The following is a 25,647-nucleotide window of genomic DNA, read 5'->3' as shown; positions in this document are numbered from 1 at the left end:
CCAGAAACGGACTTTCGTTTTTCCAGGTGAGCGGCAGTATAGTCCGTCTACCCGTCGTAAAAAGCTTCTAAAAATCGATCTCAACACCCGGCAGGTTCAGCTCTTTCATCATGTCGCGCAATTCCTGACGTGCTGCGATGTTCGAGATGTTCAGCTGTTTGATCCCGATATCCTTGAGGTCCAATAGGGTCAGCCCGCGCGGGAACAGCTCTCGGAAAATAACGCGTTCGGAAAAGCCCGAAGCAACCCGGAAGCCGATGCGCTGCGACAGCATCTCGATCGCGCGCTGCATCTTTTCCTTGTTGACCATGCGCTGGGTGCCGACGCGGTTGCGCACTACGACCCAGTCGATGGGCTTCAGGCCGGCTTGCGCGCGCAGCTGGCGTGCGTTCCAGACCATCTCGGAATAGACCGACGGGCCCAGAATTTTCTCACCCTTTGAATCGATGCGTGCCAGCAGGTCAAAATCGATAAAACTGTCGTTCAGGGGAGTGATCAGCGTATCAGCCAGCGAATGCGCCACCTGGCTGAGACGGGTATGAGAGCCGGGGCAGTCGATCAGGATGAAATCGCTATCGCTTTCCAGCTCGGACACGGCCGCTGAGAGGCGGTGGTCATAGATGTTTTCTCCCGGTTTCAGCGTGCTTGCATCAATCTCGGGCAGGTCATGGTGGCGGGGGCTGGGAAGGGTCAGGTCCGCGCTTTTCAGAAAGCTATTCCGGTTCTCGAAATACCGTCCCAAGCTGCGTTGCCGCAGGTCCAGATCCAGGGTGCTGACCTTGTGACCCAGGCGGGCGAGTGCGGTGGCCACATGCATGGACACAGTCGATTTGCCCGCGCCGCCCTTCTCGTTCCCCACTACGATAATATGTGCCATGCCTGTATTCCCAAGTCTCACCGTGTTTGCGTACACGTTGTTGCAGGCCACTATATGTTGTGGAAAGCGGGAAGGGAAGAACCCGAAACAAGGTAGGGCTGCATAAAAAGCCCCTGTTGCGGAAATCTCAGCCTGCCCTTAGGCCGCTGACTTGCGAAAGCCGGGACTATGTTTCAATCTCCAGGCTTAAGGACTGTGAGAAAGACATGGCTTGGAGCATCTGTTTCTGAACGTACTGAATGTGGTGCTGCCGGTGCTGATCTGTGCCGGGGCTGGGTATGTACTGGCGTTGACCAAAACGCCCTTTGACAACAAGGTCATTGGCGCGATCGTTTCGCGGGTTGGATATCCCACACTGATCATCTCGCATCTGTCGGCCACAAAGATCGCTGTTGGAACGTTTCTGGACGTGATGGCCGCTGCGGTTTTGGCGATTGCCGGGTTTGGTGTTCTGGGATTTGCGGCGCTGAAGGTTATGCGTCTGCCGGCGCGGGCCTTTCTGACGCCTCTGATGCATGGGAATGTGGGCAATATCGGATTGCCAATCACCTTGCTTGCGTTAGGCGATGCGGGGATGGCCTATACGATGGCATTTGTAGTGGTCGTTCTTGTCAGCATCTTCACTGTAGGGATGTGGATACCAGCCAAAGAGTTTTCGCCCAGAAAGCTCGCCACCTCGCCGATCATATATGCGGTGGTCCTATCGCTGGTGCTGATGGCCAGCGGCTATAGCCTGCCTCAGCCTGTTGCGAAGTCATTCGATATCCTGGGTGGGCTTTCCATCCCGCTGATGCTGCTGACATTGGGCCACACATTGGCCAGCCTTCGGGTCAACCGCCTTGGGCGTGCGGTGACGCTGACCGCTTTGCACCTGGTGATGGCAGTTGCAATCGCCAGCGGGTTGGTCTGGGCCTTCGGCTTTACAGGCGCTGAGCGCGGCGCGGTGATCCTGTGCTGTTTGATGCCGTCATCGGTGGCGACCTATTTGTTCATAGACCAGCATGTGCCGGAATACGGCCCCGATGTTGCCGGGTTCATACTGGTTTCGACCCTGACAACGATCATCGCTTTGCCGCTGGCGCTGTCCTACTGGATCTAAGGCTAGGCGGTTTGCACATTCCTGCTAAGCTGTCGGTGTGGCGATCCATAGTCGTTGCACGTATTTTAGGACGTATTTGATGTTACAAACGAATTCATCTGATGTCGGCGCACGCGTTGTATTGGTCATGACGGCGATTTGCATGGTTGTTGTTGGCTTCAATTCCACGGCGGTTGCGACCATCCTGCCTGATCTTAAGAATGAGTTCGATCTGTCGCCTTCGGACCTGCAATGGGTCATGGCCATCTATACCGTGGTCAGTGCCACGCTGGTGACGATTATCAGTCGGCTGGGTGATATCACGGGCAAGCTGGGCGTGTTTCTGGTTGGCATGATCGTTTTTGCCGCAGGCTCTGCCTCGGCCTTGTTCGCGCAGGACGGGGCGATGATGCTGTTTGGCCGTGGGGCGCAGGGGGCAGGGGCCGCAGCGCTGTTTGGCACGTCGTTGCCCTTGTTGACTGCAGCGACCCCGGAGGAAAAACGCGCCAGCGTTACCGGAGCATGGGGCGCCATCGTCGGACTGGCGATCGGGATCGGCCCAATCCTGGGCGGTGCATTCGCCCATTACATCAGTTGGAGAGCCGTTTTCGCCACCGATCTGATCTTGCTGGCTACCGCGTTTATCATTGGGTTGACCGTGAGAAAACGGAACTATGTACCGAACACGCGACTGGCCGGTGCCCGGTTCGATTATCTCGGCGCTGTGGCTCTTGTGCTGTTTCTGGGGCCGTTGTCATTTGCCCTGAGCAATGGGGAAAGTGGTGGATGGCGGGCACCGTTGACGCTGGTGCCGTTGGGTGTGGCCATGCTGGCCATGGTCGGCCTTGTGCTGGCTTCGCGCCGCAGTGAAGATCCGTTGGTCGAGCTGCGCTATTTCCTTCATCCGCGCTATTTCATGGCGGCAGCGGGGATGTTCCTTACCGGGTTTATGCTGTTTGGCTTTTTCGTCTACTTCAACACATTCGTCCAATCGCCTGATACATTCGGATACACGTCTATCGGGGCTGGGCTTGCGATTATGCCGTTGAGCCTAAGCATGTTCGCGATCTCGGTCATCGCGCCTCGATTTCTTGCGCCCTACAGCTTTCAATGGCCTGTTGTGATCGGGCTGGGTGCAATGGTCGTTGGGTTTTTGTTGCTGACCACGATTACAGTTCCCACTCAATACGCGCAGATCTGGTGGAAGTTGATGATCGTCGGCATTGGTCTTGGTATCTGTTTCTCGCTGCTACCGCGTCTTGGGTTGCGGCTTTTGCCGGACGAGCATGTAGGGCAGGGGTCAGGTGTGATCAATGCCTGTCTATACTTCGGGGCCACGCTGGGGGCTGTGGTCTGCGGGCTGGCCGAGGCCATCACTTCGCGCCGGGGTCTGACCGAAGTGATTGACGCGCTTCCGGCTGGCTCGACCCCGCGCGAAGATCTGGCCCATGCGCTGACCCACGGAACGCCCAGTCAGATCCAGCAGTTGATCGCAGGCATGGACCCAACATCGGGAAGTGCTCTGGCAAAGGCCTTGCGCGACCTGCAGGACAACGCATTTGACAGCGCCATGATGGTGACGGCGATTGCGGCGCTGATCGGCGTGACGCTGGGGTTGATGTTGCTGCGCGGCCCTGTGCCCCCGGTGCACAGCGCGGCGGATCTGACACGCGCGAAGAAACCCTGAGGGATTGATCCTGACCCGTTTCTTGTCAGGGCGGTGTCAGAGGTTTCGGGTAAAACGAAAAAGGCCGCCCTTCTGGGCGGCCTTTCGCATTCGAAAAAGGTCAGGCTTAGAAGCCCAGACCTTCGTATTTCTTTTTGAACTTCGACACACGGCCACCGGCGTCCATCAGACGCGCGCCGCCACCGGTCCATGCGGGGTGCACGGAGGGGTCGATTTCCAGAGCCAGCTGATCGCCTTCGGAGCCCCAGGTGGATTTCATCTGAACTATGGTGCCATCGGTCATTTTGACGTCGATGACGTGATAATCGGGATGGATGTCTTTTTTCATCTTTCCGTTCCTTACGCTTCGGCGCCAGCTTTGGGCTTGTAGTTGGTGACCTCTGCGATACGTGCGGATTTACCGCGACGAGTGCGCAGATAATACAGTTTGGCGCGACGAACGCGGCCACGGCGGACAACGGTGATGCTGTCGATATTGGTTGAATACAGCGGGAACACACGCTCCACGCCTTCACCAAAGGAAATCTTACGCACGGTGAACGCACCGGCGATGGTGTTGCCACCTTTACGGGCGATGCAGACGCCTTCGTAGTTCTGAACACGGGTGCGCGACCCTTCGGTCACTTTAAAGCCGACACGAATGGTGTCACCGGCTTTGAAATCGGGGATGTCTTTCCCCAGGGCGGCAATCTGTTCCGCCTCAAGCTGTGCGATCAGGTCCATCGCAGGTTCTCCTATCTGCTCGTGGTTGGTCCACGAAGTTTGGGCACGGCCTGAGAGCTCTTGGTCTTCACCGGGTCCTGCGTACAGCCCGCCAGAGGTCAGATCGAATGTTCACTTGGTCTCTGGCCTGCCCGCCGCGCCGTGGCTGAAGAAAGCTGGGCGTCACGACATGATGCAAACCAAAACACCGGAGTCGCGAAGTTGCGGCACCGGATTGCGGTCATTTACGGGCATCGGGGGCAGGGATCAAGCCTAAATCGCGACGCAAGGCGGGGAAAACGGTGGGTTTCCGCCGCACGCAAACAGAACCATTGCCTTGCGGGGCTGATCAGGCAAACTGGATGTAATTATAAGAGCAGTCATTTGATACAGGATTAGATCATGCGCACAGCATTGATGCTCGCCGTCATAGCCTTTGCGACCCTGTCCTGCGGTCGCAGCAGCCCGCCGCCGCAACTGGTCGAGGCCCAGTCGTTTCCAGATGCTACGCCGCCCGCTGTGATCTTCCCAGCCTTTGCAGATGCAGACCCCCACGAATGGGAAGGGAGACATCCGGGGCATTACCCGGTGCACGGGCTGGACGTATCGCGCTGGCAAGGAGCGATAGACTGGCGCACCGCCAAGCAGTCCGGCGTTAGTTTCGTCTTTATCAAAGCGACCGAAGGGGGCGATGTCGCCGACCCCATGTTTGCCAGCCATCGGCAAGGTGCGCAGGCTGCGGGCGTGCCGTGGGGGGCATATCATTACTACTATTTCTGCCGGTCGGCGCGGGAACAGGCCCGCTGGTTCATCCAGAACGTACCCAAGGGATCGGATCTGCCACATGTGCTGGACATGGAGTGGACCCCGCATTCTAAGACCTGCACCTTGCGCCCCGATGGTGCGACGGTCCGGGCCGAGGCTCAACAGTTCCTGGATATCCTCGAACGCCACTATGGGCGCCGTCCGATCGTCTATACGACGGTGGATTTCTATGGTGATACGAATATCGGGCGGCTGCCCAAGACTGAGTTCTGGTTGCGTTCGGTCGCCGGTCATCCGCGAAATGTGTATCCCAAAGCGGTGTGGCGGCTCTGGCAATACACCGGCACCGGGCTGGTGCCCGGTGTTCAGGGGAGGGTTGATATCAATGTCTTCAACGGGCCATGGGAAATCTGGGCGCGCTGGAAATCTGGTAGCCCTTAGACTTTGGGCACCCCATAGGTTTCGATGGTGTCGCCCACGACGAAGTGATCAAGCCTGCATTCGCGCTTTTCCCCCCGAATAATTCTGCAACCGGGACCGCTCAGCTGCGGGGCTCATGTCACACGGGGGATGTCAGTCAGACGTCTCTTCCCGTTCACTCAGATAGGCCTCCCACAGATCGGGTCGCCGTTCGCGGGTGATCTGTTCGGACATATCGTGACGCCATTCGGCGATGCGACCATGATGGCCTGACATCAAAATCTCGGGGATTGGGCGGCCTTTCCATTCGGCCGGGCGGGTGTACTGGGGGTGCTCCAGCAGGCCCGACGAAAAACTCTCTTCTTCGGCCGAGGCCTGATTGCCCAGAACGCCGGGGATCAGACGCACCGTGGCGTCGATCAGCGCTTGCGCGGCAATCTCGCCTCCGGTCATCACGAAATCCCCTAGCGAGACCTCTTGGACGCCGTAATGCTCCAGCACCCGTTCATCAACACCTTCAAACCGCCCACATAGCAGGGTCATGCCATCACAGCGCGCGAGGTTCTGCATCATGCACTGGTCCATGCGGCGACCGCGCGGGCTAAGGTAGATCAGAGGCCAGTTTCCTTGCGCCTCGGTCATCGTGTGCTCGATTGCTTCGCCCAATACATCTGAGCGCAACACCATCCCCGCTCCGCCGCCGGCCGGGGTGTCGTCCACATTGCGATGCTTGCCGACACCGAACTGACGCAGGTCAACGGTTTCCAGCTGCCACAACCCTTCTTGCAGGGCTTTTCCAGTCAGGCTTTCGCCAAGAACTCCGGGAAAGGCCGACGGAAACAAGGTGATGATCTTGGCCTTCCACACCCCATGCAAATCGGGCGTGGGCGTAAGCAGTTCGCGCGGTTTCAGCGTAGGACGGATCGCCTTGCGACCATGAGATTTCGGGGACGTATCAGTCATGATGTACCAATCAGGTCTGTCTGCGCGCGTTCAATCACGGCAGTCTTTTGCGCAACCAGAGCCGCTTCTTCCAGGCGCGAACGGTTCAGTTCCAGCAACTCGGACAGGACGTCTTCGGGGAGCCGGGTATTGACCTGAGTCGGAGGCACCAGAAGGTTGGCCTTTTCACGCGACAGGTCCATAAATTCGGCAAAGGGGTCGCCAGGTCCAAGCCGTCGCAGTTGCAAATCTTCCAGCCATTCAGTCGTAACAGAGACGGAAGGCAGCTTTTCCTTGATGCGGCTGACGGTGTCTTGCAGCGGGGGCAGGTGGTCCAGGTTGTCGCGAAAGGTTTCAAAGTCAAAAACCTGTCGCATCCGTTCCAGATCATGTGCCCACAGGCTGCGCAACCAGCCTCCGCGCTGGCGCAGAGACAGGTATATCGTGATCTCAACCTCTTGCCCTGAAAATCGCTGGCGAATTGAATCCACCAGACAGGCAGCCAGATCGGGGGCCGCAGCATAGCCTTGGTCGATATTGCGGCTGGGCCTGAGGCCGGCGAAGTTTTCTTCGCTCAGGATCAGTCCCCGCTTGTCGCCGAAATCCAGGCTGTCCAGAAATTCGCGCAGCTGACTGCCAAACTCGGAGAGGGTTCCCACTGTTCCATAGACGGAATGGTTGGTGGCCGCGCGGGACAGGCCGGAATTGCGGGTGCGATACGGTAGGACCAGCGCAAAATGCGGCCAAATCAGCTCGCGATTTTCATAGAGGAAGGATTGCGCTGCTGTTGTGCCAGTTTTGTGCAGGCCCAGATGCAGCAGGACCCGACGCATCAGATCAGCCCTTCGGGCGGGTCGGCGACGATGCGGCCCTGTTCCAGATCAACTGTAGGAACCGACTCGAGTGTGAACGGTAGCAAAACAGTGGAATTCAGGCCCGGCCCGTGCAATTCCAACAGGTCCGCCGCACCGTGGTTCTGGACAGATTTAACCTGACCCAGCAACGCGCCCCCTGTGTCATAGACCGCAAGCCCGATTAGATCTGTGTGGTAGAACTCGTCATCAGGTAGCGAAGGCAACTGATCGCGCCGCGCAAACAGGCGCAGCCCCTTCAGGTCATCTGCCTGTTCCTTGGTTTCAACTCCGCCCAATCTGGCGGCAAAGCCATTCTTGATCGGACGAGTCAGGACCAGCGGATAGCGTTTCGCGCCCTGTTCATCCGTCAGCGGCGAATAGGCTTCGATATCCTCAGGGATCGCGCAATAGCTTTTCAGGCGCACTTCGCCGCGCACCCCGTATGAGCCCGCAACACTTCCTACGCAGATCAGGTCATTCATTTGGTCCATCCACCGTCACACATAGCCCGTCTTGCCATAACCCGCGTGCCTCACACGCTTCGCGCTGGTTCGAGCGTTCGAAAAACACGCCCACAATAAAGGCGATCATCAACAGGATAGGAAGCCGTAATAGTCCGAACATACGTCTATCGTACCTCCACAAGCAGGTTGTCGTCGCGGAATTCCCAGCCAGATTGCTGCAACTCGGGGGTTTCCGAGTGCTCTTCGGGCCATCCGACACAGAAGTAACCGATCAACCGCCAGCTATCCGACACATTCAGATCACGCGCCATTCGTTCGGGGTCCAGAATAGACACCCATCCCAACCCCATCCCTTCGGTCCGCAAGGCAAGCCAGAACAGGGTGACTGCCGAGACCACGGAATAGCGCCGCATCTCGGGCATCGAACCTGCACCCAAACCGCGCCCCTTGTCGGTGGAATCGTCGCAGAACACGGCCAGCTGCACCGGTGCTTCCTGCATTCCCGTCAGTTTCAGCTGACTGTAGAGCCGCGCATTGTCGCCCGAGTATCCCTTTAGGGCCTGGGCATTCGCCGCCTGAAAGTTCTTAAGCGCAGCCTCACGCGCGGCGGTACTTTCGACTCGGACCACACGCCAAGGCTCGCTGAGCCCAACAGACGGCGCCAGTCGAAATGCGTCGAGGCAGCGCGTCAGCACTGCCTCGTCCACAGCATCGTCGCGAAACCGGCGCACATCGCGCCGGAGCCGCAACAACAGATCGAACTGCGCGCGAAAATCGTCGGTAAAGGTCTGATCCCGCACGCGCCGCCCTGCTTACTCTTCTGCTGCTGCTTCTTCAGCAGGCGCAGCAGCAGCTTCGGCAGCTTCAGCGGCCTTTGCAGCTTTTTCTTCCGCGCGCTCCTGAGCTTTCTTGCCCGGGGTACCCTTGTTGGGGTTGCTACGCTCGGCTTTTTCCTTGGCGCCGGCTGCTTCCAGCATGCGGGCGATCCGGTCGGTGGGCTGGGCGCCCTGGTCCAGCCAGTACTGGATGCGCTCCATGTCCATTTTAACGCGCTCTTCGTTGTCTTTCGGCAGCAGCGGGTTGTAGGTGCCCAGCTTTTCGATGAAACGGCCGTCGCGCGGCATGCGGCTGTCGGCAGCCACGATGCGGTAGAAGGGACGCTTTTTCGAGCCGCCGCGGGCGAGACGAATTTTCATTGCCATGGTGGTATCTCCTTTAGATGGCGTGTGCCGGGAACGGCCCGGTCAATTCTGGTGTTTCTTATGGTGTCGGATGACTTCCTGAATGATGAAATTCAGAAAAGCCTTGGCGAAATCGGGGTCAAGATCGGCCTCTTTCGCCAGGTCTTCTAACCGTGCGATCTGCGCAGCTTCGCGCGTTGGATCGGACGGGGGAAGGTCGTGTGCCGCTTTCAGTTTGCCAACGGCTTGTGTGTGCTTGAACCGCTCGCCCAGTGTGTAAACCAGAATCGCGTCCAAGCGATCGATGCTTTCGCGGTGGTCCTTGAGCAACGCGGCAGCCTGAGTCACGGGATTGGTCATTGGCCGGTCCTTTCGGTGGTCAAAGCAGGTTCGGATAAATCGAGCGTGGGATGGCGCCAGACCTGGCAGGGCTTGCCCATCACTTCGCCTTCGCGCTCGAAGCTGGCCCCCATACGCTCGGCCAAGGCACGAGAGCGCGTGTTTTCATGCGCGATATAGCTGATGACGCCATTCAAACCCTGTTGGCGCGCAGCATAGTCGCGAGCTGCAAGGGCTGCCTCGAAAGCCAGACCTTTGCCTTCCGCCCCGTCCATCAGGGTCCAGCCGAGTTCGGGTTCGTCCCAGCCAGGTACATCAATGATGCCAACCGCGCCAACAAAGCGACCGCTGGAATTCTCGGTCAGATGCCAAAGGCCGTAGCCTTTCAGCGCCCAGTGACCCAGACGCGTTGCCAGAGAGCTCCAGCTGCCCACCTGATCCCGCGGACCGCCAACCATATGGCTGCGCTCGGCTGCATAGAAGGCAGTCAACTCAGGCAAGTCATCCGCATGCGGGGCCCGCAGAACAAGGCGTTCAGTTTCGATGATCGGGATGGAGAACGTCGTCATGCGTATGCCTCCACTCCACCGTTCTCAAGGTCTGATGGAGCCGGATGCCGCCAAACCTGCATCTCGCCATAGGCCGGGTGTTTATAGATGCTGTCAAACCGCGCACCCAATCGATCGGCCACGGCTCTGCTTGCCAGATTGTCGGGGTCGATCAGAGAAATAGCAGTATCCCAGCCCAGTACGTCATAGGCATATGTCCGTGCGGCGAGCGCCGCCTCGGTCGCGTATCCTTTGCCTGTTGCGCTGCTCATCAGTGTCCAGCCGATTTCCGGCTCAGGCCAGCTATGCGGAAACCACAGCCCTACATGACCGATGTATTTGCCGGCGCCTTTTTCCTCTACCGCCCAATACCCATAGCCGCGAAGGGTCCAGTGACCCAGCAGTAGGGCAAGTGTCCGCCATGTCTCATCCGCACGCTTGGGACCGCCGACGAATTTCGATGCGTCGCTGGCAAAGAATGCTTCCAGCGCGCTGAAATCGTCCTCGCACGGGGCGCGCAGGATCAGGCGTTCGGTTTCAAGCCGGGGGATATGAGGTGCAGCGGCGGTCATTTACTTCTTTTTGCCAAATCCGCTGAGGCCCGGAGGCAGGGCCATGCCTCCGCCCATTCCGGGCATCTTGCCACCCATCGCTTTGGCCGCCTGCTCCAGCGCCTTGGGGTCCATGCCTGCCGCCATGTCTTCTGGCGAGGGGCCGCCTTTACCAAACATGCCCTTCATGGCCTGTTTCAGCATCTTGCCTTTGCCCATCTTGCCCATCTTCTTCATCATGTCCGACATCTGCCGGTGCATCTTGAGCAGCTTGTTGAGGTCGCTGACCTCCATACCCGAACCCGCCGCGATACGTTTCTTGCGGCTGGCTTGCAGCAGTTGCGGGTTGGCGCGTTCACGCTTGGTCATGGATTGGATCAAGGCGATCTGGCGCTTGAGCACCTTGTCATCCATGCCCGATTCTTCGACTTGTTTGGCCATCTTGCCCATGCCCGGCATCATGCCCATCATGCCCTGCATGCCGCCCATCTGGATCATCTGTTCCAGCTGCATCTTCAGGTCGTTCATGTTGAACTGACCTTTGACCATGCGCTTCATCATGCGCTCGGTCTGTTCCATCTCCATCGTTTCCTGGGCCTTTTCGACCAGGGCCACGATGTCGCCCATGCCCAGAATACGACCGGCGATCCGGTCCGGCTCAAAGGTATCAAGCGCGTCCATTTTTTCGCCCAAGCCCACAAAGCGGATGGGCTTGCCGGTAACTGCGCGCATCGACAGCGCCGCACCGCCGCGCCCGTCACCGTCCATCCGGGTCAGAACCACGCCCGAGATGCCGACCTTGGCTTCGAATTCTTCGGCCACTTCGACAGCAACTTGACCGGTCAGGCCATCGACCACCAGCAGGGTTTCACGCGGGTCAACCGCGTTGCGGACCTGCTCGACTTCACCCATCAGCACTTCGTCGATGTGCAAACGGCCTGCGGTATCCAGCATGTAGACGTCATAGCCGCCCAATGTGGCCTGCTGTTTGGCACGTTTGGCGATATCGACGGGTTTCTGGCCCGGTACGATCGGCAGAGTGTCGACACCAACCTGCGTACCCAGAACCGCCAGCTGGTCCATCGCCGCCGGGCGATAGACGTCCAGCGAGGCCATCAGGACCTTTTTGCCTTCTTTTTCTTTCAGACGTTTGGCCAGTTTCCCGGTTGTGGTCGTCTTACCTGACCCCTGCAGGCCGACCATCAGGATCGGAGCAGGCGGGTTGTCGATCTTCAGAACGCCGGGGTCCTCCTCGCCGCGCAGCACCTCGACCAGCGTGTCATGCACGATCTTGACGACCTGCTGGCCGGGTGTGATCGACTTGGTGACAGCCTGACCGGTGGCCTGATCCTGTACCTTCTTGACGAACTCCCGCGCGACCGGCAGCGAGACGTCAGCCTCAAGCAAGGCAACCCGTACTTCGCGCAGGGCGGTCTTGACGTCCCCTTCAGACAGCGCACCCTGTTTGGTCAGCCGGTCAAAGACGCCAGAGAGGCGTTCGGATAGATTTTCAAACATGCCTGCGGCCTCCTTAGCCGGTTATCTGGTGGCGCTTCTCAGATAAGAAACACCGGTTAAATACACAATTGCCCCCACGGGCGAAACTCGCTGGTGGGGGGCGATCCCTGAACGACTCAAGGGACCGGAAGATCTGAGGCTTCCGGATGTTGCGGTGGGATTTAGGCTGATTGACTGTCCGAGTCAACCAAGTTCACTTTGGCCCAGTGGTTCATTAGGGCCATTGCACTGTGTGTTTGACCTGACCATTGGGTATACGCATTGATTAGAGGTATCGAAGACGCGCCATCAGTGCGGGCAAAATGCAGCACTGGTCGACAAGAGTGGCGGCCTTCTTGGCTGTTCTCCGGTTGCATCTCTGCACAGCGGAAATCGGACAACTTGTGGGTTTCGGTTTGATAAGTCATCAGAACGTTGCGGCGCTGAATAGTGACCGTGTCACTTGGTTTGTCAAAAATGACCTGAATGCGCTGTACTAAATGGTGTCCCATAAACCCGACGATGCAGAATACTATCGACAGTATCAGAATGGTTTCGAGCAGGCTATTTTCACTACGAAAATACCCTCCTGCGGCGCTTGCAACGAAGATCATAAGAAAGCCGATCAAAGACAAGCCGGTCAACCAGGGCACATAAGACACTATTAGCTGGTTCGAATTGTTGCGCGTCACTTTCATGGCGGCACGCTAGCACCCGTTTTGCGGTTTGTCTCGGCTTGAAATCGTGCCCGTGTTGGGCGATGAGCGAGGTAGACAGGAGGTTCCCATGGACGCATCATCCGCTTTTCAAGACACATTGCCGCTCAGTTCCGATGTGCTGTTGGCGCAGCTGGATGCGTGGGGCCTGACCTATAGGCTGCATACCCACATCCCGCTGCGCACGGTTGAGGATGCGAAAGGCGTCGAAGACCAGTTTCTTGTGCCGGGTGAGCGTACCCTGCGCCTCAAGAACCTCTATCTGCGCGATAAGAAAAAGCGGAACTATCTGGTGACGCTGGAACAGAGCCGCGACATCGACCTCAAGGCGCTGGGCGCCGAGCTGGGTGTCGGCAGCCTGTCCTTTGGCTCGGCGGATCGGCTGTTGCAAAACCTCGGCATCCGCCCTGGGGCTGTCAGCCCGCTGGCGATGATCAACGGGGTGCAGAATGATGTACGCTTTTACATGGATGCTGCCGCACAACAGGCCGATGTGATCAACATGCATCCCTTGGTCAACGACCGCACAGTTGCCATCTCGCGCGCTGATTTGATGGCCTTCTTCGATCGGATTACATGCGCGGTGAACTGGCTGCCCTGATCAGGGCACTAACGCCTCCTCCAGGGCCGCGGCCACATGTGCAGCGGACGGGTTGATGAACAGATGCCCGTCAGCCTCGAACACAGGGTCGTCCAGATGATCGGGAAAGGCCAGCGGCAGTTCCGTACAGGCCAGAAGGATTGCGGTTCCGTGTTCGGCATGCCGGTTACAAAAGGCCAGCAGGCGCGCACGGGCGCTTTCTGACGCGCCGCCGTAGAAATCACCGTCGATCATCGCTTGCATCTTTGCAATTTCGCTTTCGGGCAGGCGGGCGTTTGCGCTGATGCCAATCTCGCCCAGCTTGTTGGCATAGTGCGTCGCCTGCATCGTTACCGTGGTGCCCAGAACCAGCGCGCGCGTGGCGTCTGTCGAGGCCGTAACCTCGGCGGTTGCATCGAAGATGCTGAGAATGGGCATCGTAACGCCCTGTCGGATTGCATGCAGCCGCGCGTGGGGTGTGTTCGAGGCGATAATCCCAAAGTCACAGCCAGAGGCTTCAAGAGTTAACAAAGCTTCCCGAAATACAGCATCAAATCCGGCCCAACTGGCCTCATCGCCCGCGACGCCACGCAGGGCACGGGTTTTAGCCTGGGTCACGGACTCGATGGTCATGGGTGGGATGGGCAGAGGGGATCCATGTCCGCGCTGGGCGAAAAACCGCCCCGAGCCTTCGGCAATCGCGCGGTAATAATCAACGGTCGAGGCCCAGCCCACGCCGCCCAGAATGCCGATCTTTTTCATTGCGTGCGTCCAGTCTGCCCATTTGGTATCCAGGACAGACTGGACGTTTTCTGAGGTGAAGGTCAATCAGGCTGCCAGTTGCGAAACCGCATTTCGTGCATTGCTGAGAGAACCTTCGGCATCCAGCGCCAACTGGTCGGCGGCGACGATTTCGACGTCATGGATACCGATAAAGCCAAGTACATGCTTGGCATAGGTGGTGGCAAAATCGACATCAGACCCGACAGCTGTGCCACCCGACGCCACGGCTAAAACCGCGCGCTTTCCATCCAACAGGCCTTTTGGACCGCTTTCGGAATACGAAAAAGTCACTCCGACGCGGGCAATCAGGTCGATCCAGGCTTTGAACGCCGCGGGCACCGAGAAATTGTAGATCGGCAGGCCTATGACAAGCGTATCGGCCTGCTGCAGTTCAGTTACCAGCTCGTCAGACAGGGATAACTGGTCCTGTTGCATGGCACTGCGCTGATCGGCAGGGGTGAAATTTGCGCTGACCCAGGCTTCGGTCAGCAGCGGCAGAGGTGTGGCAAGGTCACGGCGAATTATGCGGTCAGCGCCCAAGTGATTGACGATGCGTGCCGACAGGTCACGAGTGGTCGAGCCTTCGCGGCGGGCCGATGCGTCGATATGCAGGATAGTTTTAGTCATGGTTCAATTTCCTTTGGTGTGCAGGATGTGTCTTGGCCCGATATGAGCGTTGCGCGAGCGAACAAAACTCTGGTAAGTCAACAGGGTCTGTTAGAATTTGCACAATGGAAAACCGCAGTGGACAACTGGGACGAGGTAAGAACCGCCTATCAGGTGGCGCGTATGGGAACGGTCAGTGGCGCGGCCGAGGTGCTGGGTGTGCATCATGCCACCGTCATTCGCCACATTGATGCAATTGAGGCCCGGCTGGCGGTCAAGCTGTTCCAGCGCCATGCGCGCGGCTATACACCGACCGAAGCCGGAGAGGACCTGTTGCGTGTGGCACAGGCGACTGAGGATCAGTTCAATCAACTGATCGGCCGGATGAAGGGTCGGGGTGATGACGTGTCGGGCGAGTTGGTCGTGACGTCGCTGTCCTCTCTGGCGTCTCTGGTGGTGCCGGTTCTTGCCGAGTTTCAGCGACGGCACCCGGAACTGATCGTCCGGTATCTGACCGGTGATCGGCTGTTTCGTCTGGAATATGGCGAAGCGCACGTGGCGATCCGTGCCGGGTCAGCGCCTGATCAGCCCGACAACGTGGTTCAGTCCTTTATGAAGCAAGAGGTCGGATTATACGCCAGCACCGATTATGTCGCGCTGCACGGCAAGCCTGGCAGTCTCGATGACTTTGCAGATCATTCTTTCATCAGTACCGATGACGAAAACAGCCGAGCGCCGTTTTCCCGCTGGTTGCGCCAGACCGTGCCAGCCGAGCGCATCACCTTCCGTTGTACCAACAACTTCTGTATCCGCGAGGCGGTCCTGTCCGGCGCGGGTATCGGTTTCATGCCACGTTGGTCAGCTGCAGGAGATCCGAATCTGGTCGAAGTGGTCGACCCGATGCCGGAGTGGTTTGGTGATCTGTGGCTTGTTACCCATGTGGATCTGCATCGCACGACCAAGGTGCAGGCCTTTCTGACCTATCTGAAAGAGCAATCCAAGAGCTGGGCAAAATGAGTCAACAGGCGCGTGGCCATCTGGCCATGCTGATTTTTTCGGCCCTGGTTGCAGGGAGTTTCTCGCTGGGGTCACTGATCGCCAATCAGATCGCGCCCGAAGCCATTACCGCGGCCCGGTTTGGCATCGCATCCGTGGTGATTGGGGGTGCCGCCCTTATGACCACCGGCCTGCCGCGCAGCGCGGCACAAGCCTCGTGGCGCTATTTGGTTCTGGGCGGAGTATTCGCGGCCTATTTCGTGTTGATGTTCTACGGGTTGAAGACTGCACCGCCTGTCAACGCGGCAGCGGTCTTTACGCTGACTCCGGTTATGGCCGCATTCGCCGGTTGGATCTTGTTGCGCCAGATCACCACACCAAGGATGGCGCTTGCACTGACCCTTGGGGCAGTCGGGGCGCTGTGGGTGATCTTTCGCGCCGATTGGCAAGCCGTGCGCGCGTTCGATATCGGGCAGGGGGAAATCATCTATTTCTGGGGCTGTGTCGCGCATGCTTTGTATACTCCCCTTGTACGCAAGCTGAACCGTGGAGAGCCTGCAGTGGTGTTTACCTTTGGTACGCTTCTGGCGGGATGCCTGATGCTGACGATCTACGGCTGGTCCGAGATCCGTGCCACCGACTGGGCGAACCTGCCAGCGATAGTCTGGGTGGGTTTGATTTATGTTTCGGTCTTTGCAACCGCGGCCAGTTTCGTGCTGGTTCAGTATTCAACGCTGCGCCTGCCATCGGCAAAGGTGATGGCTTATACTTATCTGGTTCCCAGTTGGGTCATTCTGTGGGAAATCTCTCTGGGGCAGCAGGCGGTTGGCCCTGTCGTCTATTTTGGTGCCGGTCTGACGATCCTGGCCCTGGTTTTGCTACTGAAATCCGAGGAGGGCAAACCCGCGCGTCCTTTGCCGCAAGCTGATTGAACTTGTGAAACGACCAAATTGTGTCAGGCTTAGCCCTAGACCAGAATATGAAACGTCCAAGGGGACGACATGAAACCAGTTCTTTCCATAATGATATTGGTGGCTTGCGGCGCCTGTGCCGGGTCATCTGAAACGGATTTACAAGCCAGTTGCGAGGCGCTGGTCGCAGCCGAAACTGGAACGCGGCCCGGGGATGTTCGGGCAATGTCCACCGATACCGAACCGGGCGGGTCGGTCACGACGGTTTCCGTTACCGGGGCCCAGGCCCCGTGGTTGTGTCGGGCGGACCCTTCGGGGGTCGTGACCGGTGTTGAATACAGTCAGGAAGGCTAGCCCGTTTCAATGTTTGACCAAGCGGGCGACGGTGTTGAGGCAGATCAAGGCCTGGCACCCTCTGGTTTCTCTATGCTTCAGGCCAAGGAGGAACGTCCCATGTACAGTCATATCATGATCCCGGTTGATCTTCATCTGCCACCCGAGGTGCGCAAGGCCGCCAAAGTTGCAGCAGCTATAGCCGAATGGCAGGGGGCCAAGATTACTTTGGTCAGTGTCACCGGCACCCAACCGGGTGACCCTGTTCAGTCAGATGCTGCGATTGACAAGAACCTACGTGATTTTGCCAAACAGTTGGCTGAAAGCAGCGGGATCGAAGTGGCGTATCGCAATATCCATTCGGTTGATGTCGCCGCCGAAGTTGACGGTGGCCTGACACGGACTGCCGAAGAAATCGAAGCTGACCTTATCGTCGTCGGCACCCATGCGCCGCGTATTACCGACTATATATTCTCGAGCCATGCGGGGTATCTGGCGAAACATGCCAGTGTCTCTGTTTTTGTAGTCAGGTAGGCGGATCATTCCTCGGCTGCGGGCAGTTCAACCTCAAGAAATCGTTCGAACGCGTCCAGATTGACCGGCTCGAACTGCCCGAACCCTTGCATCCAGACGGATGCGGATCGCAGCGCGTCAGGCTCCAGCTTGCACCACTTCACCCGTCCGCGCTTTTCCTGGCTGATCAGACCGGCTCTGGTCAGGATCACCAGGTGTTTTGAAATCGCGGCAAGCGACATCTCGAACGGTTCGGCGACATCCGTCACCGCCATGTCATCCTCCAGCAGCATCGCAAGGATGGCGCGGCGTGTGGGGTCGGCAAGGGCCGCAAAAACGGTATCGAGATCATTGGACATACTCCTTTCCTAAAGCGCAAGAACCGGTTTGACAATTTTCGGTATGAGGTCACTGTGCCCCGGCATGTGTATCGGGGGTTGGGATGTCACTAAAATACTGGCTGGTGATTTGTATTCTTGGCATCGGCTGGGGCATGTCCTTCATGTTTAATGCCATTTTGCTGCGGGAACTTGGGCCGCTTTCGGTGTCGATGGGACGGGTTGCATTTGGGGCGCTGGGGTGCTGGGTCTATGTGATCGGGGCGCGATTGCCAGTCAATCTGACACTGACACGTGCGTTTGGGTTGTTGGGATTTGGTGCGCTCAGCTATGCTGCGCCCTTTGCCTTCTATGCGCTTGGGCAACAGCATATCGCTTCGGGTGTGGCAGGGATCGTCAATGCAACGACACCGGCCTTTGCCGTCATTGTTTCGCATTTCTGGCCCGGAAGTGAACGTGCCACCCTGTTAAAGTCTCTGGGCGTGGTTTGCGGCTTCACCGGTATCGTTGTGCTGTCCCTGCCTGTACTGGGCGGTGGCGCGTCGTCCGAATTTTGGGCGATCCTTCTGACACTTTGCGCACCGATCTGCTATGCGTTCTCAGTCAACATCGCGCGGGCCTTCCGGGATATGCAACCTGTGGTTCTGACCGCCCTTGCATTGACGGGTGCTACGCTGGCCATCACGCCCTTGGCGCTTTGGCAAGAAGGACTACCCCAAATAACCCGGGCCGAGACTTGGGCCTCGCTGGCGATGATCGGGTTTGTGCTGACATCCGCCGCCTTTATCGCGTTCTACTGGTTGCTGCCCAAGGTTGGCCCGACCAATATCTCGACAGTGACATTGATTGCGCCTGTTTCGGCGCTGGTGCTTGGAACATGGGTGCTGGGAGAAACCCTGCGGCCCGAGCATCTGCTGGGAATGGCAGCGATCTTCGCCGGTCTGCTGCTGATCGACGGGCGCGTGATCAGACGTATCTGGCAGGGGGTGTCGGGCAAAGATCAACCAAAAGGTTGAATATGCGGATTCCGTACCTTTGTACCCGCTTCCTGTGGTTCGGGCTGATCACGTCTATGCTGACTCGGAAAAAATGTCTTTAAAAACAATAGAGTAAAGTGCGGCAATTCGGGCTGCCAACGCCGTTGACTCTGCGCTCTCCGCCCCTTAGCACCGTGCCCAAGACTGTACGAGGGAAACGCCCGTGACTGATGATGACCAAAAGCAGCGTATGGCGCAGCTTGAGGCCAAGATCACGGCGGCAAAAAAGGCCAAGTCAAAGCCTGAGGCCCGTGCGGACGCCGATTATTCGGGAGGCGAGCTTGCCTGGCGGATGGTCATCGAAATGGTATCCGGTCTGGGGATCGGATTTGGCATCGGATACGGGCTGGACAGCCTGTTCGGGACAATCCCGATCTTCCTGGTGCTGTTCACATTGCTGGGTCTGGTCGCCGGAGTAAAGGTTATGCTCCGCAGCGCACAACAGGCGCAAGAGAAACAGATGGCCGACAAGGCCGACGAAGACGAGAGGGACTGAACGTGGCAACTGAGACCACCGCAGCAGAAGGCAGCAGCCTGGTTTTCCATCCGATGGATCAGTTCATCGTCAAACCGCTTTTTGGCGACGGTGCGATTGCTTGGTACACGCCCACTAACGTCACTCTGTGGCTGTTTTTCGCAATTCTCGCCGTGATCGGCCTGCTGGTGCTCAGCACGTCCAAGCGCGCCATTGTCCCGACGCGCATGCAGTCGGTGGCCGAACTGGCCTATGGCTTTATCTACAAGATGCTTGAAGACATCTGCGGCAAGGATGGCGTCAAATACTTCCCCTATGTCATGACCCTGTTCATGTTCATCGTGACCGCGAACTTCCTGGGTCTGATCCCGACCTCGTTCACAACTACATCGCATTTCGCCGTGACCATCCCACTGGCGCTGGCCGTGTTCCTGACTGTGACCATTCTGGGTTTTGTCAAGAACGGCGCCGGGTTCCTGGGCCTGTTCTGGGTCTCCAGCGCGCCGCTGGCGCTGCGCCCGATCTTGGCGATTATCGAGCTGATCTCGTATTTCGTGCGCCCGGTCAGCCACTCCATTCGTCTTGCTGGTAACGTCATGGCAGGCCACGCGGTTATCAAGGTTTTCGCAGGCTTCGCCGCGATTGCCGTGATCTCGCCAGTGTCCGTTCTGGCGATCACCGCAATGTACGGTCTTGAGGTCCTAGTGGCCTTTATCCAGGCCTACGTATTCACCATTCTGACCTGTGTATATCTGAAGGATGCACTGCATCCGTCGCACTAAGGTCCGATACCCAAACATCGAAACTTCCAATTCGTAAGGAGAAACATCATGGAAGGCGATCTCGCACACATCGGCGCAGGCCTGGCAGCAATCGGTTCCGGCGCAGCCGCAATCGGGGTGGGCAACGTAGCAGGCAACTTCCTGGCTGGCGCTCTGCGCAACCCTTCGGCGGCTGCTTCGCAGACCGCAACCCTGTTCATCGGTATCGCATTTGCAGAAGCCCTGGGGATCTTTGCATTCCTAGTTTCGCTGCTGCTGATGTTCGCCGTCTAATCTGCGGAACCTGATCCTTACGCGCAGGTGGGCCCAAGCCATAGCGGCCCGCCTGTTGTAAAGACAACGTTCCGACGGAGGACATCATGGCGACAGAACCCGTATACGAAGAGGTGGCTGGCACCTGCGTTGACTCTCATGGGTCGGCGATTGGTATGCCTCAGCTTTGCTTCGATTGGTTCCCCAACCAGATTTTCTGGCTGGTCATCACGCTGGTCGTCATCTTTCTGGTCCTGTCCCGCGTGGCTCTGCCCCGCATCGCGGCAATCCTGGCGGAACGTCAGGGGACCATTACAAATGACCTGGCTGCGGCCGAAGATCTAAAGGCCAAAGCGGTCGAGGCTGAAGAGGCCTATAACAAGGCGCTGGCCGATGCCCGTTCTGAGGCACAGCGTATCGCTGCCGAAGCACGCGCCGAAATCCAGTCTGGTCTGGATGACGCGATTGCCAAGGCAGATGCTGAAATCGCTGCAAAAGCGGCTGAATCGGAAAAGGCTATTGCCGACATCCGTGCAGGTGCGCTGGAAAGCATTCAAATCGTTGCCAAGGATACGGCAGTAGAACTGGTTACCGCTCTGGGTGGCGAGGCTGATGCCAAAACCATCAACGGTGCGGTTGACGCGCAGACAAAAGGATAAGTGACATGCGGAACACTCTTGCCCTTATCCTGACATTTGTTGCCGCCAGCCCCGCGCTGGCCGCAAGTGGCCCGTTTTTCTCGCTTGGCAACACCGACTTTGTGGTTCTGCTGGGCTTCATCGTTTTCATCGCAGTCCTGTTCTACTTCAAGGTCCCGGGCATGATCGGTGGAGCGCTGGATAAGCGTGCCGAAGGCATCAAGTCCGAACTGGACGAAGCTCGCGCCCTGCATGAAGAAGCGCGCAGCCTGCTTGCCTCGTACGAGCGCAAGCAACGCGAGGTTCAGGGTCAGGCGGATGCCATCGTGGCCGCCGCAAAGGAAGATGCGGTTCTGGCAGCTGAGCAAGCCAAGGTCGATCTGGAGAAATCCATCGCGCGCCGTCTGGCGACCGCGCAGGATCAGATCGCTTCGGCTGAAGCGTCGGCTGTCAAGGAAGTCCGCGATCAGGCCATCACCGTTGCTATTTCTGCAGCCAATGCTGTGCTGGCCAAGCAGATGACCGCCGCGCAGGCCAACAAGCTGATCGACGCATCCATTGTGGATGTGAACGAAAAGCTTCACTAAGACAATTCCGGCCCGGCAGCACATCTGCCGGGTCCGGACATTGGGCTGCGAATATCGCACCCCGCTTCCCGAATTGACCGGGGACCGATTGTCTGCGTTACATATTCGGAAACACTCCAACCAATTTTGCGCCCGTGCGACGGCATTTGCCGAAACCGGACTGGATAAGAGCCCTTTATGACCGAATTGCCGACGATCAGTGTCGTTATTCCCAACCTGAACTGCGTCGATTTCATCGAACGGACAATCCTCTCTGTGCTTGAGCAGGAATATCCCAAGCTGGACCTGATCCTGTCGGACGGCGGTAGCACCGATGGTTCGATGGAGGTGGTCGAAAAGTACCGCGATGCGTTTTCACATATCATCTCGGGCCCGGATACCGGGCAGGCCAACGCTGTAAACAAAGGCTTTGCAGTGGCCACGGGCGACGTAATGGGTTGGATCAATTCGGACGATGTTCTTATTCCCGGCGGCCTTGCCACGGTAGGATCGCTGTTTGCGTTGAACAAAAACATGAATTGGATGACCGGGCGGGTCACGTGCATTGACGAAGAAGACAATGTCCTGACTGTACGGCGCCCAAAGCCCGTTTCACGGGTAAGACTGCTTGCCGGGGATTATCAGTGGGTTCAGCAGGAATCGACCTATTGGCGGCGTGACCTTTGGGATCAGGTCGGGGGCCAACTGAACGAGAACCTCAAGCTTGCCGTCGACGGAGAGCTATGGCTGCGGTTTTCGCGACATACCGATTTGGTGCCCGTGCATGCTCAGGTCGGGGCTTTCCGGTTCCGCAAGGGCCAGCGGTCCGAAGCGGCTGAGGCTTACCATTCGGAAATGCTTCAGGCGATTGAAGTCGAGCGTCAGGCGCAGAGCCGGTCGGATGACCTGATCGGGGCGATATTGGACACGCCGTTGGAATTGCGCTCTCGGACCGAAGCTGAAGGGTTGTTTCCGTCGCTGTCCAGTCAGGACCCGAAGGCAATGAAACGGCCAAATTTGTGGGTTCACAGTCTTAAGCGGCGGCTGAACGGAATTTAACCCTCAAGGCCCTGCTGTTTCTTGCGCCTGCTGTTCCACCACACATAGGCCGCCAGGAGAGTGATTGCGATTTCGATCTTGAAGGTCCAATGGCTTAGAAAAGATAAAATCCAATGAGAATGCGTGGCCTGAACAACCACCAGCGGGTGGGTGAATTCGAAAATTGGCCAAGCCCATGCCACTTCGCCAACAATCGAATCCAAGGTCATATGCACCAGACCCCCGGCGCCGAAGGCTGCAGTAATGAGTCCTGCGCGCGGGAATCTTAGCCGCAGCAGCAGGCCGAGCGTCAGGATGCCGAGCCAAAGCAGAGGGCGGTGTGTGAGGTATTCGTGATGGTGGTGGCTGCGATTGTCTACGAAATAGAACCACAGCAAATCGATATCTGGGGCGATGGAACCAATCATCGCAGCGGCAAACGCAGCTTTATCCAATCCGGGCGTCGCAGTGCGAAAGACCAGATACGCACCAGGTAGGTGCCCAATGAACATCAGTGCTGCCCTGTCTCATGGTCCAGGCGCTGCTGCGCAATGGCTTCGTTCCGCAGGGCTTTCTGGTGGTCTTCCATGCAGATGCGAACAAAGCCCAGATGCTCCTGGACTGCAACGCGCGCCGCCTCAGGGTCGCGAGCCTGCAGCGCTGAATTGATTTCCCGGTGCTGATCCAGAATGGCGTCTCGCGTCGTACGCTGCCGGAACATCATCTGCCGATTGTAGAAGACACCCTGTCGTAGCAGGTCAAACATCGACCGCATCATATGCAGCATGACCACGTTGTGACTGGCCTCAATGATGGCCATGTGGAACTGCGCATCCAGATGGGCCTCTTCCTCGGCCGCATTGCGGGCATGGGCGGCTTCCATCTTGTCAAAGATCGCCTGTACGACCTTCAGGTCGCTTTCCGACCCCAGTCTTGCCGCGCGTTCTGCTGCAAGCCCTTCCATGTCCCGGCGGAAGGACAGATAGTCGAAAACCGCCTCGTCATGGCTGCTGAACAACCGGATCAGAGCCGGTGAAAAAGCGGAGCCTAAGACTTCGGCAACATAGATTCCTGACCCCGCCTTGGCTGTCAGCAAACCCTGATGCTGAAGATCAGAAATCGCTTCGCGCAGTGAGGGGCGTGAAACGCCCAGACGGTCGGCCAGTTCCCGTTCTGCAGGCAAACGTTCTCCGGGGCGCAGGATCCCGCGCAGAATCAGCAACTCGATTTGTTTGACCACCGCAATGGACAGCTTTTCAGTTTGGATCTTTTGGAAGGGCATGGCGGCGCGTTTTCGAAATTGGTCAATTCATATGACCACATATCCGGGTCTGGTTCAAGCAGGGGGGTGGAGTTGAATTTAGGTCAGCAATATTGACATTATAAAATTTGCACCTAGGTTGGGTCGCAACAGGGCAGGAGGAGGCCAAGGATGACCCAGAATCTGTTTGCAACGCGCGCGTCCCGGATGAAAGCATCGGAAATTCGCGAGTTGTTGAAACTTCTTGATCAGCCGGGAATCATCTCGTTCGCCGGCGGCATCCCAGACCCAAACCTGTTTCCCACCGAGGCCTTTGCCCAAGCTTGTCAGGCCGCTTTGAATGCTGGGCCGCAGGCGCTGCAATATTCAGTCAGCGAGGGCTATGGTCCATTGCGCGAATGGCTTGTGCAGCATATGCGCGAGATCGGCGTCGATTGTAGTGTCGATAACATCCTGATCACCTCGGGATCGCAACAGGCCTTGGATTATCTGGGCAAGCTCTATTTGTCGCCAGGGGATACTGCGTTGATCGGCTGGCCGACCTATCTGGGGGCGATCAACGCCTTTGATGCCTACGAGCCCCGGTTCGACCGTCTTATGCTTAATGGCAATAGAGGTGCCGCCGAATATTCCGAAGCTGCTGGCGAGGGCGCGGTCAAATTCGCTTATCTGTCGCCTGATTTCGCAAATCCAACCGGTGAGACCGTTGACCTGCGTGGTCGAGAATACCTGCTGGATCTTGCCGATGATCTGAATATCGCGGTGATCGAGGACGGCGCCTATCGGGCTCTGCGCTATGAAGGAGATGCCATCCCTCCGGTTTTGGCGTTAGAACAGGCGCGAAAAGGGTCGATCGAGGTCTGCCGTACGATCTATTGCGGTAGCTTCTCGAAAACGCTGTCTCCCGGTTTGCGCGTTGGCTGGGTGGTGGCCGCCAAGCCCATTATCTCGCAACTGGTATTGGTCAAGCAGGCGGCGGATTTGCATTCGCCCACGTTGAACCAGATGGCGGTTGAGCAGGTAGCTCGTGCGCATTTTGACACGCACATCCCGCTTTTGCGCCAGACCTATGGTGCCAGGCGCGATGCTATGCTGGAGGCGCTGCAACAGAACATGCCCGATGGTGTTCAGTGGACGCATCCGCAGGGCGGCATGTTCATCTGGGTGACTCTGCCTACTGGTATGAACGGGGCAGACCTGCTGGCCCGTGCGCTCGACACAGTGAAACTGGCCTTTGTGCCGGGTCGGGCCTTTTTCGCAGATGGTTCGGGCGCCAATACGATCCGGTTGAGTTTCTCGAACTCGGATGAGGATACGATCCGCGAAGGTATTCGCCGCTTGGGAACAGTACTTAGGGCCTGAGCGAAGGAAAGGTTCTGTTAACCAGTTTTGGCAATGATGCGGATATGATCCGGATTTTGTCTTTTCTGATGCTGGCAGCATGTTCGGCCGGGACCCCTCACTTTCGCGATGTTCAGGTGACGCGTATCGCTGTGAATGGCAGCGTATTTGATGTTCGCGTGCGCGGAGATCTGGCCGAAGCCGTTCGGGTTAATTCGCAATACGCTCCGCGTCTTGGCCCGATCCGCGAACGAGCGGCCATGGCGATGGCTCAGGTCTCGGGATGCCCGATACTGGATGTCCTGGGCGACGCGGCCGTGACCGTTGGCGTTTTGGGTTGTGACCGCGCCATGGGCAAGCGGTTGCTGCTGACGGCGGTTTCAGTCCCGAATTACGAATGCATTGATACCGGGCTGTTTCAAGACCTTGGTAACGGCGACGGCTATCAGGTCTTTGAGTGTACAGCCTACTGAATCGCGCTTTTTCTTGCGGATTTAGGCAAGATGTTGTGGATAAGTGGGCCATATATCCCATATCCTGCGCGACTCCGTTGACTCACCCCCAATCCGTTGCGCA

At 57.8% G+C, this 25,647-nt stretch carries 36 protein-coding genes; 17 read left to right on the top strand and 19 right to left on the bottom strand.

Going from position 1 to position 25,647, the window contains the following annotated elements; translation table 11 throughout:
* Positions 1-67 precede the first annotated feature (67 nt).
* Complete coding sequence (locus AC2FH8_RS17280) at positions 68-877, bottom strand: division plane positioning ATPase MipZ (protein WP_142639130.1); 810 nt, start codon at positions 875-877, stop codon at positions 68-70.
* Positions 878-1,088: 211 nt separating this feature from the next.
* Between AC2FH8_RS17280 and AC2FH8_RS17275 the strand changes: the two genes are divergently transcribed.
* Both AC2FH8_RS17275 and AC2FH8_RS17270 read left to right on the top strand, forming a co-directional pair.
* Positions 1,089-1,976 (top strand): AEC family transporter, encoded by an 888-nt coding sequence (locus AC2FH8_RS17275; RefSeq protein ID WP_142639132.1) that lies wholly within the window; start codon positions 1,089-1,091, stop codon positions 1,974-1,976.
* Between the two features lie 79 nt (positions 1,977-2,055).
* Positions 2,056-3,642 (top strand): MFS transporter, encoded by a 1,587-nt coding sequence (locus AC2FH8_RS17270; RefSeq protein ID WP_496690342.1) that lies wholly within the window; start codon positions 2,056-2,058, stop codon positions 3,640-3,642.
* Positions 3,643-3,748: 106 nt separating this feature from the next.
* On the opposite strand, the gene rpmE is transcribed toward AC2FH8_RS17270, so the two are convergent.
* Both rpmE and rplS read right to left on the bottom strand, forming a co-directional pair.
* Positions 3,749-3,970, bottom strand: coding sequence for a 50S ribosomal protein L31 (rpmE, locus tag AC2FH8_RS17265; RefSeq protein WP_142639136.1), 222 nt, complete (start codon positions 3,968-3,970; stop codon positions 3,749-3,751).
* Positions 3,971-3,981: 11 nt separating this feature from the next.
* Entirely contained in the window at positions 3,982-4,365 is a 384-nt protein-coding gene (rplS, locus tag AC2FH8_RS17260) for a 50S ribosomal protein L19 (protein WP_142639138.1), read from the bottom strand.
* A gap of 381 nt (positions 4,366-4,746) precedes the next feature.
* Between rplS and AC2FH8_RS17255 the strand changes: the two genes are divergently transcribed.
* Positions 4,747-5,550 carry a glycoside hydrolase family 25 protein gene (locus tag AC2FH8_RS17255; RefSeq protein WP_496690341.1) on the top strand — a complete coding sequence of 268 codons (804 nt, stop codon included), beginning with the start codon at positions 4,747-4,749 and terminating at the stop codon, positions 5,548-5,550.
* Positions 5,551-5,682: 132 nt separating this feature from the next.
* On the opposite strand, the gene trmD is transcribed toward AC2FH8_RS17255, so the two are convergent.
* The 11 genes from trmD to AC2FH8_RS17200 form a co-directional block, all read right to left on the bottom strand.
* Positions 5,683-6,492 carry a tRNA (guanosine(37)-N1)-methyltransferase TrmD gene (trmD, locus tag AC2FH8_RS17250; protein WP_496690340.1) on the bottom strand — a complete coding sequence of 270 codons (810 nt, stop codon included), beginning with the start codon at positions 6,490-6,492 and terminating at the stop codon, positions 5,683-5,685.
* The gene (locus AC2FH8_RS17245; protein ID WP_281995860.1) at positions 6,489-7,304 is read right to left on the bottom strand and encodes a hypothetical protein; all 816 of its coding nucleotides are present in this window, start codon (positions 7,302-7,304) and stop codon (positions 6,489-6,491) included. The genes trmD and AC2FH8_RS17245 overlap by 4 nt, the downstream gene beginning before the upstream one ends.
* Positions 7,304-7,807 (bottom strand): ribosome maturation factor RimM, encoded by a 504-nt coding sequence (gene rimM / locus AC2FH8_RS17240; RefSeq protein ID WP_281973529.1) that lies wholly within the window; start codon positions 7,805-7,807, stop codon positions 7,304-7,306. The genes AC2FH8_RS17245 and rimM overlap by 1 nt, the downstream gene beginning before the upstream one ends.
* A complete protein-coding gene (locus AC2FH8_RS17235) occupies positions 7,800-7,949 on the bottom strand; it encodes a hypothetical protein (protein WP_185956731.1) in 150 nt (49 codons plus the stop codon). The genes rimM and AC2FH8_RS17235 overlap by 8 nt, the downstream gene beginning before the upstream one ends.
* 4 nt (positions 7,950-7,953) lie before the next feature.
* The gene (gene bluB, locus AC2FH8_RS17230) at positions 7,954-8,589 is read right to left on the bottom strand and encodes a 5,6-dimethylbenzimidazole synthase (protein ID WP_271951454.1); all 636 of its coding nucleotides are present in this window, start codon (positions 8,587-8,589) and stop codon (positions 7,954-7,956) included.
* A gap of 12 nt (positions 8,590-8,601) precedes the next feature.
* Positions 8,602-8,991, bottom strand: a complete 390-nt coding sequence (gene rpsP, locus AC2FH8_RS17225; RefSeq protein ID WP_142639148.1) for a 30S ribosomal protein S16 — start codon at positions 8,989-8,991, stop codon at positions 8,602-8,604.
* Between the two features lie 42 nt (positions 8,992-9,033).
* Complete coding sequence (locus tag AC2FH8_RS17220) at positions 9,034-9,330, bottom strand: chorismate mutase (RefSeq protein WP_142639150.1); 297 nt, start codon at positions 9,328-9,330, stop codon at positions 9,034-9,036.
* Positions 9,327-9,878, bottom strand: coding sequence for a GNAT family N-acetyltransferase (locus tag AC2FH8_RS17215; protein ID WP_496690339.1), 552 nt, complete (start codon positions 9,876-9,878; stop codon positions 9,327-9,329). Before AC2FH8_RS17215 ends, AC2FH8_RS17220 begins: the two co-directional genes overlap by 4 nt.
* Complete coding sequence (locus tag AC2FH8_RS17210) at positions 9,875-10,429, bottom strand: GNAT family N-acetyltransferase (protein ID WP_142639154.1); 555 nt, start codon at positions 10,427-10,429, stop codon at positions 9,875-9,877. Before AC2FH8_RS17210 ends, AC2FH8_RS17215 begins: the two co-directional genes overlap by 4 nt.
* A complete protein-coding gene (gene ffh / locus AC2FH8_RS17205) occupies positions 10,430-11,926 on the bottom strand; it encodes a signal recognition particle protein (RefSeq protein ID WP_496690338.1) in 1,497 nt (498 codons plus the stop codon).
* 161 nt (positions 11,927-12,087) lie between these two features.
* Positions 12,088-12,603 (bottom strand): hypothetical protein, encoded by a 516-nt coding sequence (locus AC2FH8_RS17200; RefSeq protein WP_496690337.1) that lies wholly within the window; start codon positions 12,601-12,603, stop codon positions 12,088-12,090.
* An 88-nt stretch (positions 12,604-12,691) separates the two neighbouring features.
* On the opposite strand from AC2FH8_RS17200, the gene AC2FH8_RS17195 reads away from it, so the two are divergent.
* On the top strand, positions 12,692-13,222 hold the full coding sequence (locus AC2FH8_RS17195) for a prolyl-tRNA synthetase associated domain-containing protein (protein WP_496690336.1): 531 nt from the start codon (positions 12,692-12,694) through the stop codon (positions 13,220-13,222).
* On the opposite strand, the gene AC2FH8_RS17190 is transcribed toward AC2FH8_RS17195, so the two are convergent.
* A complete protein-coding gene (locus AC2FH8_RS17190) occupies positions 13,223-13,963 on the bottom strand; it encodes an aspartate/glutamate racemase family protein (RefSeq protein ID WP_281995886.1) in 741 nt (246 codons plus the stop codon).
* A 66-nt stretch (positions 13,964-14,029) separates the two neighbouring features.
* A complete protein-coding gene (locus AC2FH8_RS17185; protein ID WP_271951444.1) occupies positions 14,030-14,611 on the bottom strand; it encodes an FMN-dependent NADH-azoreductase in 582 nt (193 codons plus the stop codon).
* 117 nt (positions 14,612-14,728) lie between these two features.
* Here AC2FH8_RS17185 and AC2FH8_RS17180 point away from each other — a divergent pair, with 117 nt between their 5' ends.
* The 4 genes from AC2FH8_RS17180 (at position 14,729) to AC2FH8_RS17165 (ending at position 17,364) form a co-directional block, all read left to right on the top strand.
* Positions 14,729-15,607, top strand: a complete 879-nt coding sequence (locus AC2FH8_RS17180; protein WP_496690354.1) for a LysR family transcriptional regulator — start codon at positions 14,729-14,731, stop codon at positions 15,605-15,607.
* Entirely contained in the window at positions 15,604-16,518 is a 915-nt protein-coding gene (locus tag AC2FH8_RS17175; protein WP_281973522.1) for a DMT family transporter, read from the top strand. The genes AC2FH8_RS17180 and AC2FH8_RS17175 overlap by 4 nt, the downstream gene beginning before the upstream one ends.
* Positions 16,519-16,587: 69 nt before the next feature.
* Positions 16,588-16,851, top strand: a complete 264-nt coding sequence (locus AC2FH8_RS17170; RefSeq protein WP_281973521.1) for a hypothetical protein — start codon at positions 16,588-16,590, stop codon at positions 16,849-16,851.
* A 9-nt stretch (positions 16,852-16,860) separates the two neighbouring features.
* The gene (locus AC2FH8_RS17165; protein WP_496690335.1) at positions 16,861-17,364 is read left to right on the top strand and encodes a universal stress protein; all 504 of its coding nucleotides are present in this window, start codon (positions 16,861-16,863) and stop codon (positions 17,362-17,364) included.
* Positions 17,365-17,369: 5 nt separating this feature from the next.
* Here the strand turns inward: AC2FH8_RS17165 and AC2FH8_RS17160 are convergent, their stop codons facing one another.
* On the bottom strand, positions 17,370-17,702 hold the full coding sequence (locus AC2FH8_RS17160; RefSeq protein WP_142639170.1) for an ArsR/SmtB family transcription factor: 333 nt from the start codon (positions 17,700-17,702) through the stop codon (positions 17,370-17,372).
* 83 nt (positions 17,703-17,785) lie between these two features.
* Between AC2FH8_RS17160 and AC2FH8_RS17155 the strand changes: the two genes are divergently transcribed.
* The 7 genes from AC2FH8_RS17155 (at position 17,786) to AC2FH8_RS17125 (ending at position 22,490) form a co-directional block, all read left to right on the top strand.
* A complete protein-coding gene (locus tag AC2FH8_RS17155; RefSeq protein WP_271951437.1) occupies positions 17,786-18,697 on the top strand; it encodes a DMT family transporter in 912 nt (303 codons plus the stop codon).
* A gap of 184 nt (positions 18,698-18,881) precedes the next feature.
* A complete protein-coding gene (locus tag AC2FH8_RS17150) occupies positions 18,882-19,214 on the top strand; it encodes an AtpZ/AtpI family protein (RefSeq protein WP_142639174.1) in 333 nt (110 codons plus the stop codon).
* A 2-nt stretch (positions 19,215-19,216) separates the two neighbouring features.
* Positions 19,217-19,975, top strand: coding sequence for a F0F1 ATP synthase subunit A (locus AC2FH8_RS17145; RefSeq protein ID WP_142639176.1), 759 nt, complete (start codon positions 19,217-19,219; stop codon positions 19,973-19,975).
* 48 nt (positions 19,976-20,023) lie between these two features.
* The gene (locus AC2FH8_RS17140) at positions 20,024-20,248 is read left to right on the top strand and encodes a F0F1 ATP synthase subunit C (protein ID WP_005981269.1); all 225 of its coding nucleotides are present in this window, start codon (positions 20,024-20,026) and stop codon (positions 20,246-20,248) included.
* Positions 20,249-20,334: 86 nt separating this feature from the next.
* Complete coding sequence (locus tag AC2FH8_RS17135) at positions 20,335-20,886, top strand: F0F1 ATP synthase subunit B' (protein WP_271951428.1); 552 nt, start codon at positions 20,335-20,337, stop codon at positions 20,884-20,886.
* Between the two features lie 5 nt (positions 20,887-20,891).
* Positions 20,892-21,452 carry a F0F1 ATP synthase subunit B gene (locus AC2FH8_RS17130; protein ID WP_496690334.1) on the top strand — a complete coding sequence of 187 codons (561 nt, stop codon included), beginning with the start codon at positions 20,892-20,894 and terminating at the stop codon, positions 21,450-21,452.
* A gap of 177 nt (positions 21,453-21,629) precedes the next feature.
* Positions 21,630-22,490, top strand: coding sequence for a glycosyltransferase family 2 protein (locus AC2FH8_RS17125; protein WP_496690333.1), 861 nt, complete (start codon positions 21,630-21,632; stop codon positions 22,488-22,490).
* Here the strand turns inward: AC2FH8_RS17125 and AC2FH8_RS17120 are convergent.
* Positions 22,487-22,981 (bottom strand): metal-dependent hydrolase, encoded by a 495-nt coding sequence (locus AC2FH8_RS17120; RefSeq protein WP_496690332.1) that lies wholly within the window; start codon positions 22,979-22,981, stop codon positions 22,487-22,489. The two genes, AC2FH8_RS17125 and AC2FH8_RS17120, sit on opposite strands and share 4 nt — an antisense overlap.
* Entirely contained in the window at positions 22,981-23,751 is a 771-nt protein-coding gene (locus AC2FH8_RS17115; RefSeq protein WP_142639185.1) for an FCD domain-containing protein, read from the bottom strand. The genes AC2FH8_RS17120 and AC2FH8_RS17115 overlap by 1 nt, the downstream gene beginning before the upstream one ends.
* Positions 23,752-23,901: 150 nt before the next feature.
* On the opposite strand from AC2FH8_RS17115, the gene AC2FH8_RS17110 reads away from it, so the two are divergent.
* On the top strand, positions 23,902-25,092 hold the full coding sequence (locus AC2FH8_RS17110; RefSeq protein WP_496690331.1) for an aminotransferase-like domain-containing protein: 1,191 nt from the start codon (positions 23,902-23,904) through the stop codon (positions 25,090-25,092).
* A 44-nt stretch (positions 25,093-25,136) separates the two neighbouring features.
* On the top strand, positions 25,137-25,544 hold the full coding sequence (locus AC2FH8_RS17105) for a hypothetical protein (protein WP_281995869.1): 408 nt from the start codon (positions 25,137-25,139) through the stop codon (positions 25,542-25,544).
* Positions 25,545-25,647 lie beyond the last annotated feature (103 nt).

It is taken from the genome of Ruegeria sp. CDSC025, from assembly GCF_059610805.1.
Note: the sequence above shows the minus strand (reverse complement) of the source record. Positions and strands in the feature narration are given on the sequence as shown.

Coding starts and splice junctions, on each gene's coding strand:
- AC2FH8_RS17280 (WP_142639130.1), bottom strand. CDS start 877: ATGGCACATATTATCGTAGTGGGGAACGAGAAGGGCGGCGCGGGCAAA.
- AC2FH8_RS17270 (WP_496690342.1), top strand. CDS start 2,056: ATGTTACAAACGAATTCATCTGATGTCGGCGCACGCGTTGTATTGGTC.
- rpmE (WP_142639136.1), bottom strand. CDS start 3,970: ATGAAAAAAGACATCCATCCCGATTATCACGTCATCGACGTCAAAATG.
- rplS (WP_142639138.1), bottom strand. CDS start 4,365: ATGGACCTGATCGCACAGCTTGAGGCGGAACAGATTGCCGCCCTGGGG.
- AC2FH8_RS17255 (WP_496690341.1), top strand. CDS start 4,747: ATGCGCACAGCATTGATGCTCGCCGTCATAGCCTTTGCGACCCTGTCC.
- trmD (WP_496690340.1), bottom strand. CDS start 6,492: ATGACTGATACGTCCCCGAAATCTCATGGTCGCAAGGCGATCCGTCCT.
- AC2FH8_RS17245 (WP_281995860.1), bottom strand. CDS start 7,304: ATGCGTCGGGTCCTGCTGCATCTGGGCCTGCACAAAACTGGCACAACA.
- rimM (WP_281973529.1), bottom strand. CDS start 7,807: ATGAATGACCTGATCTGCGTAGGAAGTGTTGCGGGCTCATACGGGGTG.
- AC2FH8_RS17235 (WP_185956731.1), bottom strand. CDS start 7,949: ATGTTCGGACTATTACGGCTTCCTATCCTGTTGATGATCGCCTTTATT.
- rpsP (WP_142639148.1), bottom strand. CDS start 8,991: ATGGCAATGAAAATTCGTCTCGCCCGCGGCGGCTCGAAAAAGCGTCCC.
- AC2FH8_RS17220 (WP_142639150.1), bottom strand. CDS start 9,330: ATGACCAATCCCGTGACTCAGGCTGCCGCGTTGCTCAAGGACCACCGC.
- AC2FH8_RS17215 (WP_496690339.1), bottom strand. CDS start 9,878: ATGACGACGTTCTCCATCCCGATCATCGAAACTGAACGCCTTGTTCTG.
- AC2FH8_RS17210 (WP_142639154.1), bottom strand. CDS start 10,429: ATGACCGCCGCTGCACCTCATATCCCCCGGCTTGAAACCGAACGCCTG.
- ffh (WP_496690338.1), bottom strand. CDS start 11,926: ATGTTTGAAAATCTATCCGAACGCCTCTCTGGCGTCTTTGACCGGCTG.
- AC2FH8_RS17200 (WP_496690337.1), bottom strand. CDS start 12,603: ATGAAAGTGACGCGCAACAATTCGAACCAGCTAATAGTGTCTTATGTG.
- AC2FH8_RS17195 (WP_496690336.1), top strand. CDS start 12,692: ATGGACGCATCATCCGCTTTTCAAGACACATTGCCGCTCAGTTCCGAT.
- AC2FH8_RS17190 (WP_281995886.1), bottom strand. CDS start 13,963: ATGAAAAAGATCGGCATTCTGGGCGGCGTGGGCTGGGCCTCGACCGTT.
- AC2FH8_RS17185 (WP_271951444.1), bottom strand. CDS start 14,611: ATGACTAAAACTATCCTGCATATCGACGCATCGGCCCGCCGCGAAGGC.
- AC2FH8_RS17175 (WP_281973522.1), top strand. CDS start 15,604: ATGAGTCAACAGGCGCGTGGCCATCTGGCCATGCTGATTTTTTCGGCC.
- AC2FH8_RS17170 (WP_281973521.1), top strand. CDS start 16,588: ATGAAACCAGTTCTTTCCATAATGATATTGGTGGCTTGCGGCGCCTGT.
- AC2FH8_RS17165 (WP_496690335.1), top strand. CDS start 16,861: ATGTTTGACCAAGCGGGCGACGGTGTTGAGGCAGATCAAGGCCTGGCA.
- AC2FH8_RS17160 (WP_142639170.1), bottom strand. CDS start 17,702: ATGTCCAATGATCTCGATACCGTTTTTGCGGCCCTTGCCGACCCCACA.
- AC2FH8_RS17155 (WP_271951437.1), top strand. CDS start 17,786: ATGTCACTAAAATACTGGCTGGTGATTTGTATTCTTGGCATCGGCTGG.
- AC2FH8_RS17140 (WP_005981269.1), top strand. CDS start 20,024: ATGGAAGGCGATCTCGCACACATCGGCGCAGGCCTGGCAGCAATCGGT.
- AC2FH8_RS17135 (WP_271951428.1), top strand. CDS start 20,335: ATGGCGACAGAACCCGTATACGAAGAGGTGGCTGGCACCTGCGTTGAC.
- AC2FH8_RS17130 (WP_496690334.1), top strand. CDS start 20,892: ATGCGGAACACTCTTGCCCTTATCCTGACATTTGTTGCCGCCAGCCCC.
- AC2FH8_RS17125 (WP_496690333.1), top strand. CDS start 21,630: ATGACCGAATTGCCGACGATCAGTGTCGTTATTCCCAACCTGAACTGC.
- AC2FH8_RS17120 (WP_496690332.1), bottom strand. CDS start 22,981: ATGTTCATTGGGCACCTACCTGGTGCGTATCTGGTCTTTCGCACTGCG.
- AC2FH8_RS17115 (WP_142639185.1), bottom strand. CDS start 23,751: ATGCCCTTCCAAAAGATCCAAACTGAAAAGCTGTCCATTGCGGTGGTC.
- AC2FH8_RS17110 (WP_496690331.1), top strand. CDS start 23,902: ATGACCCAGAATCTGTTTGCAACGCGCGCGTCCCGGATGAAAGCATCG.
- AC2FH8_RS17105 (WP_281995869.1), top strand. CDS start 25,137: ATGATCCGGATTTTGTCTTTTCTGATGCTGGCAGCATGTTCGGCCGGG.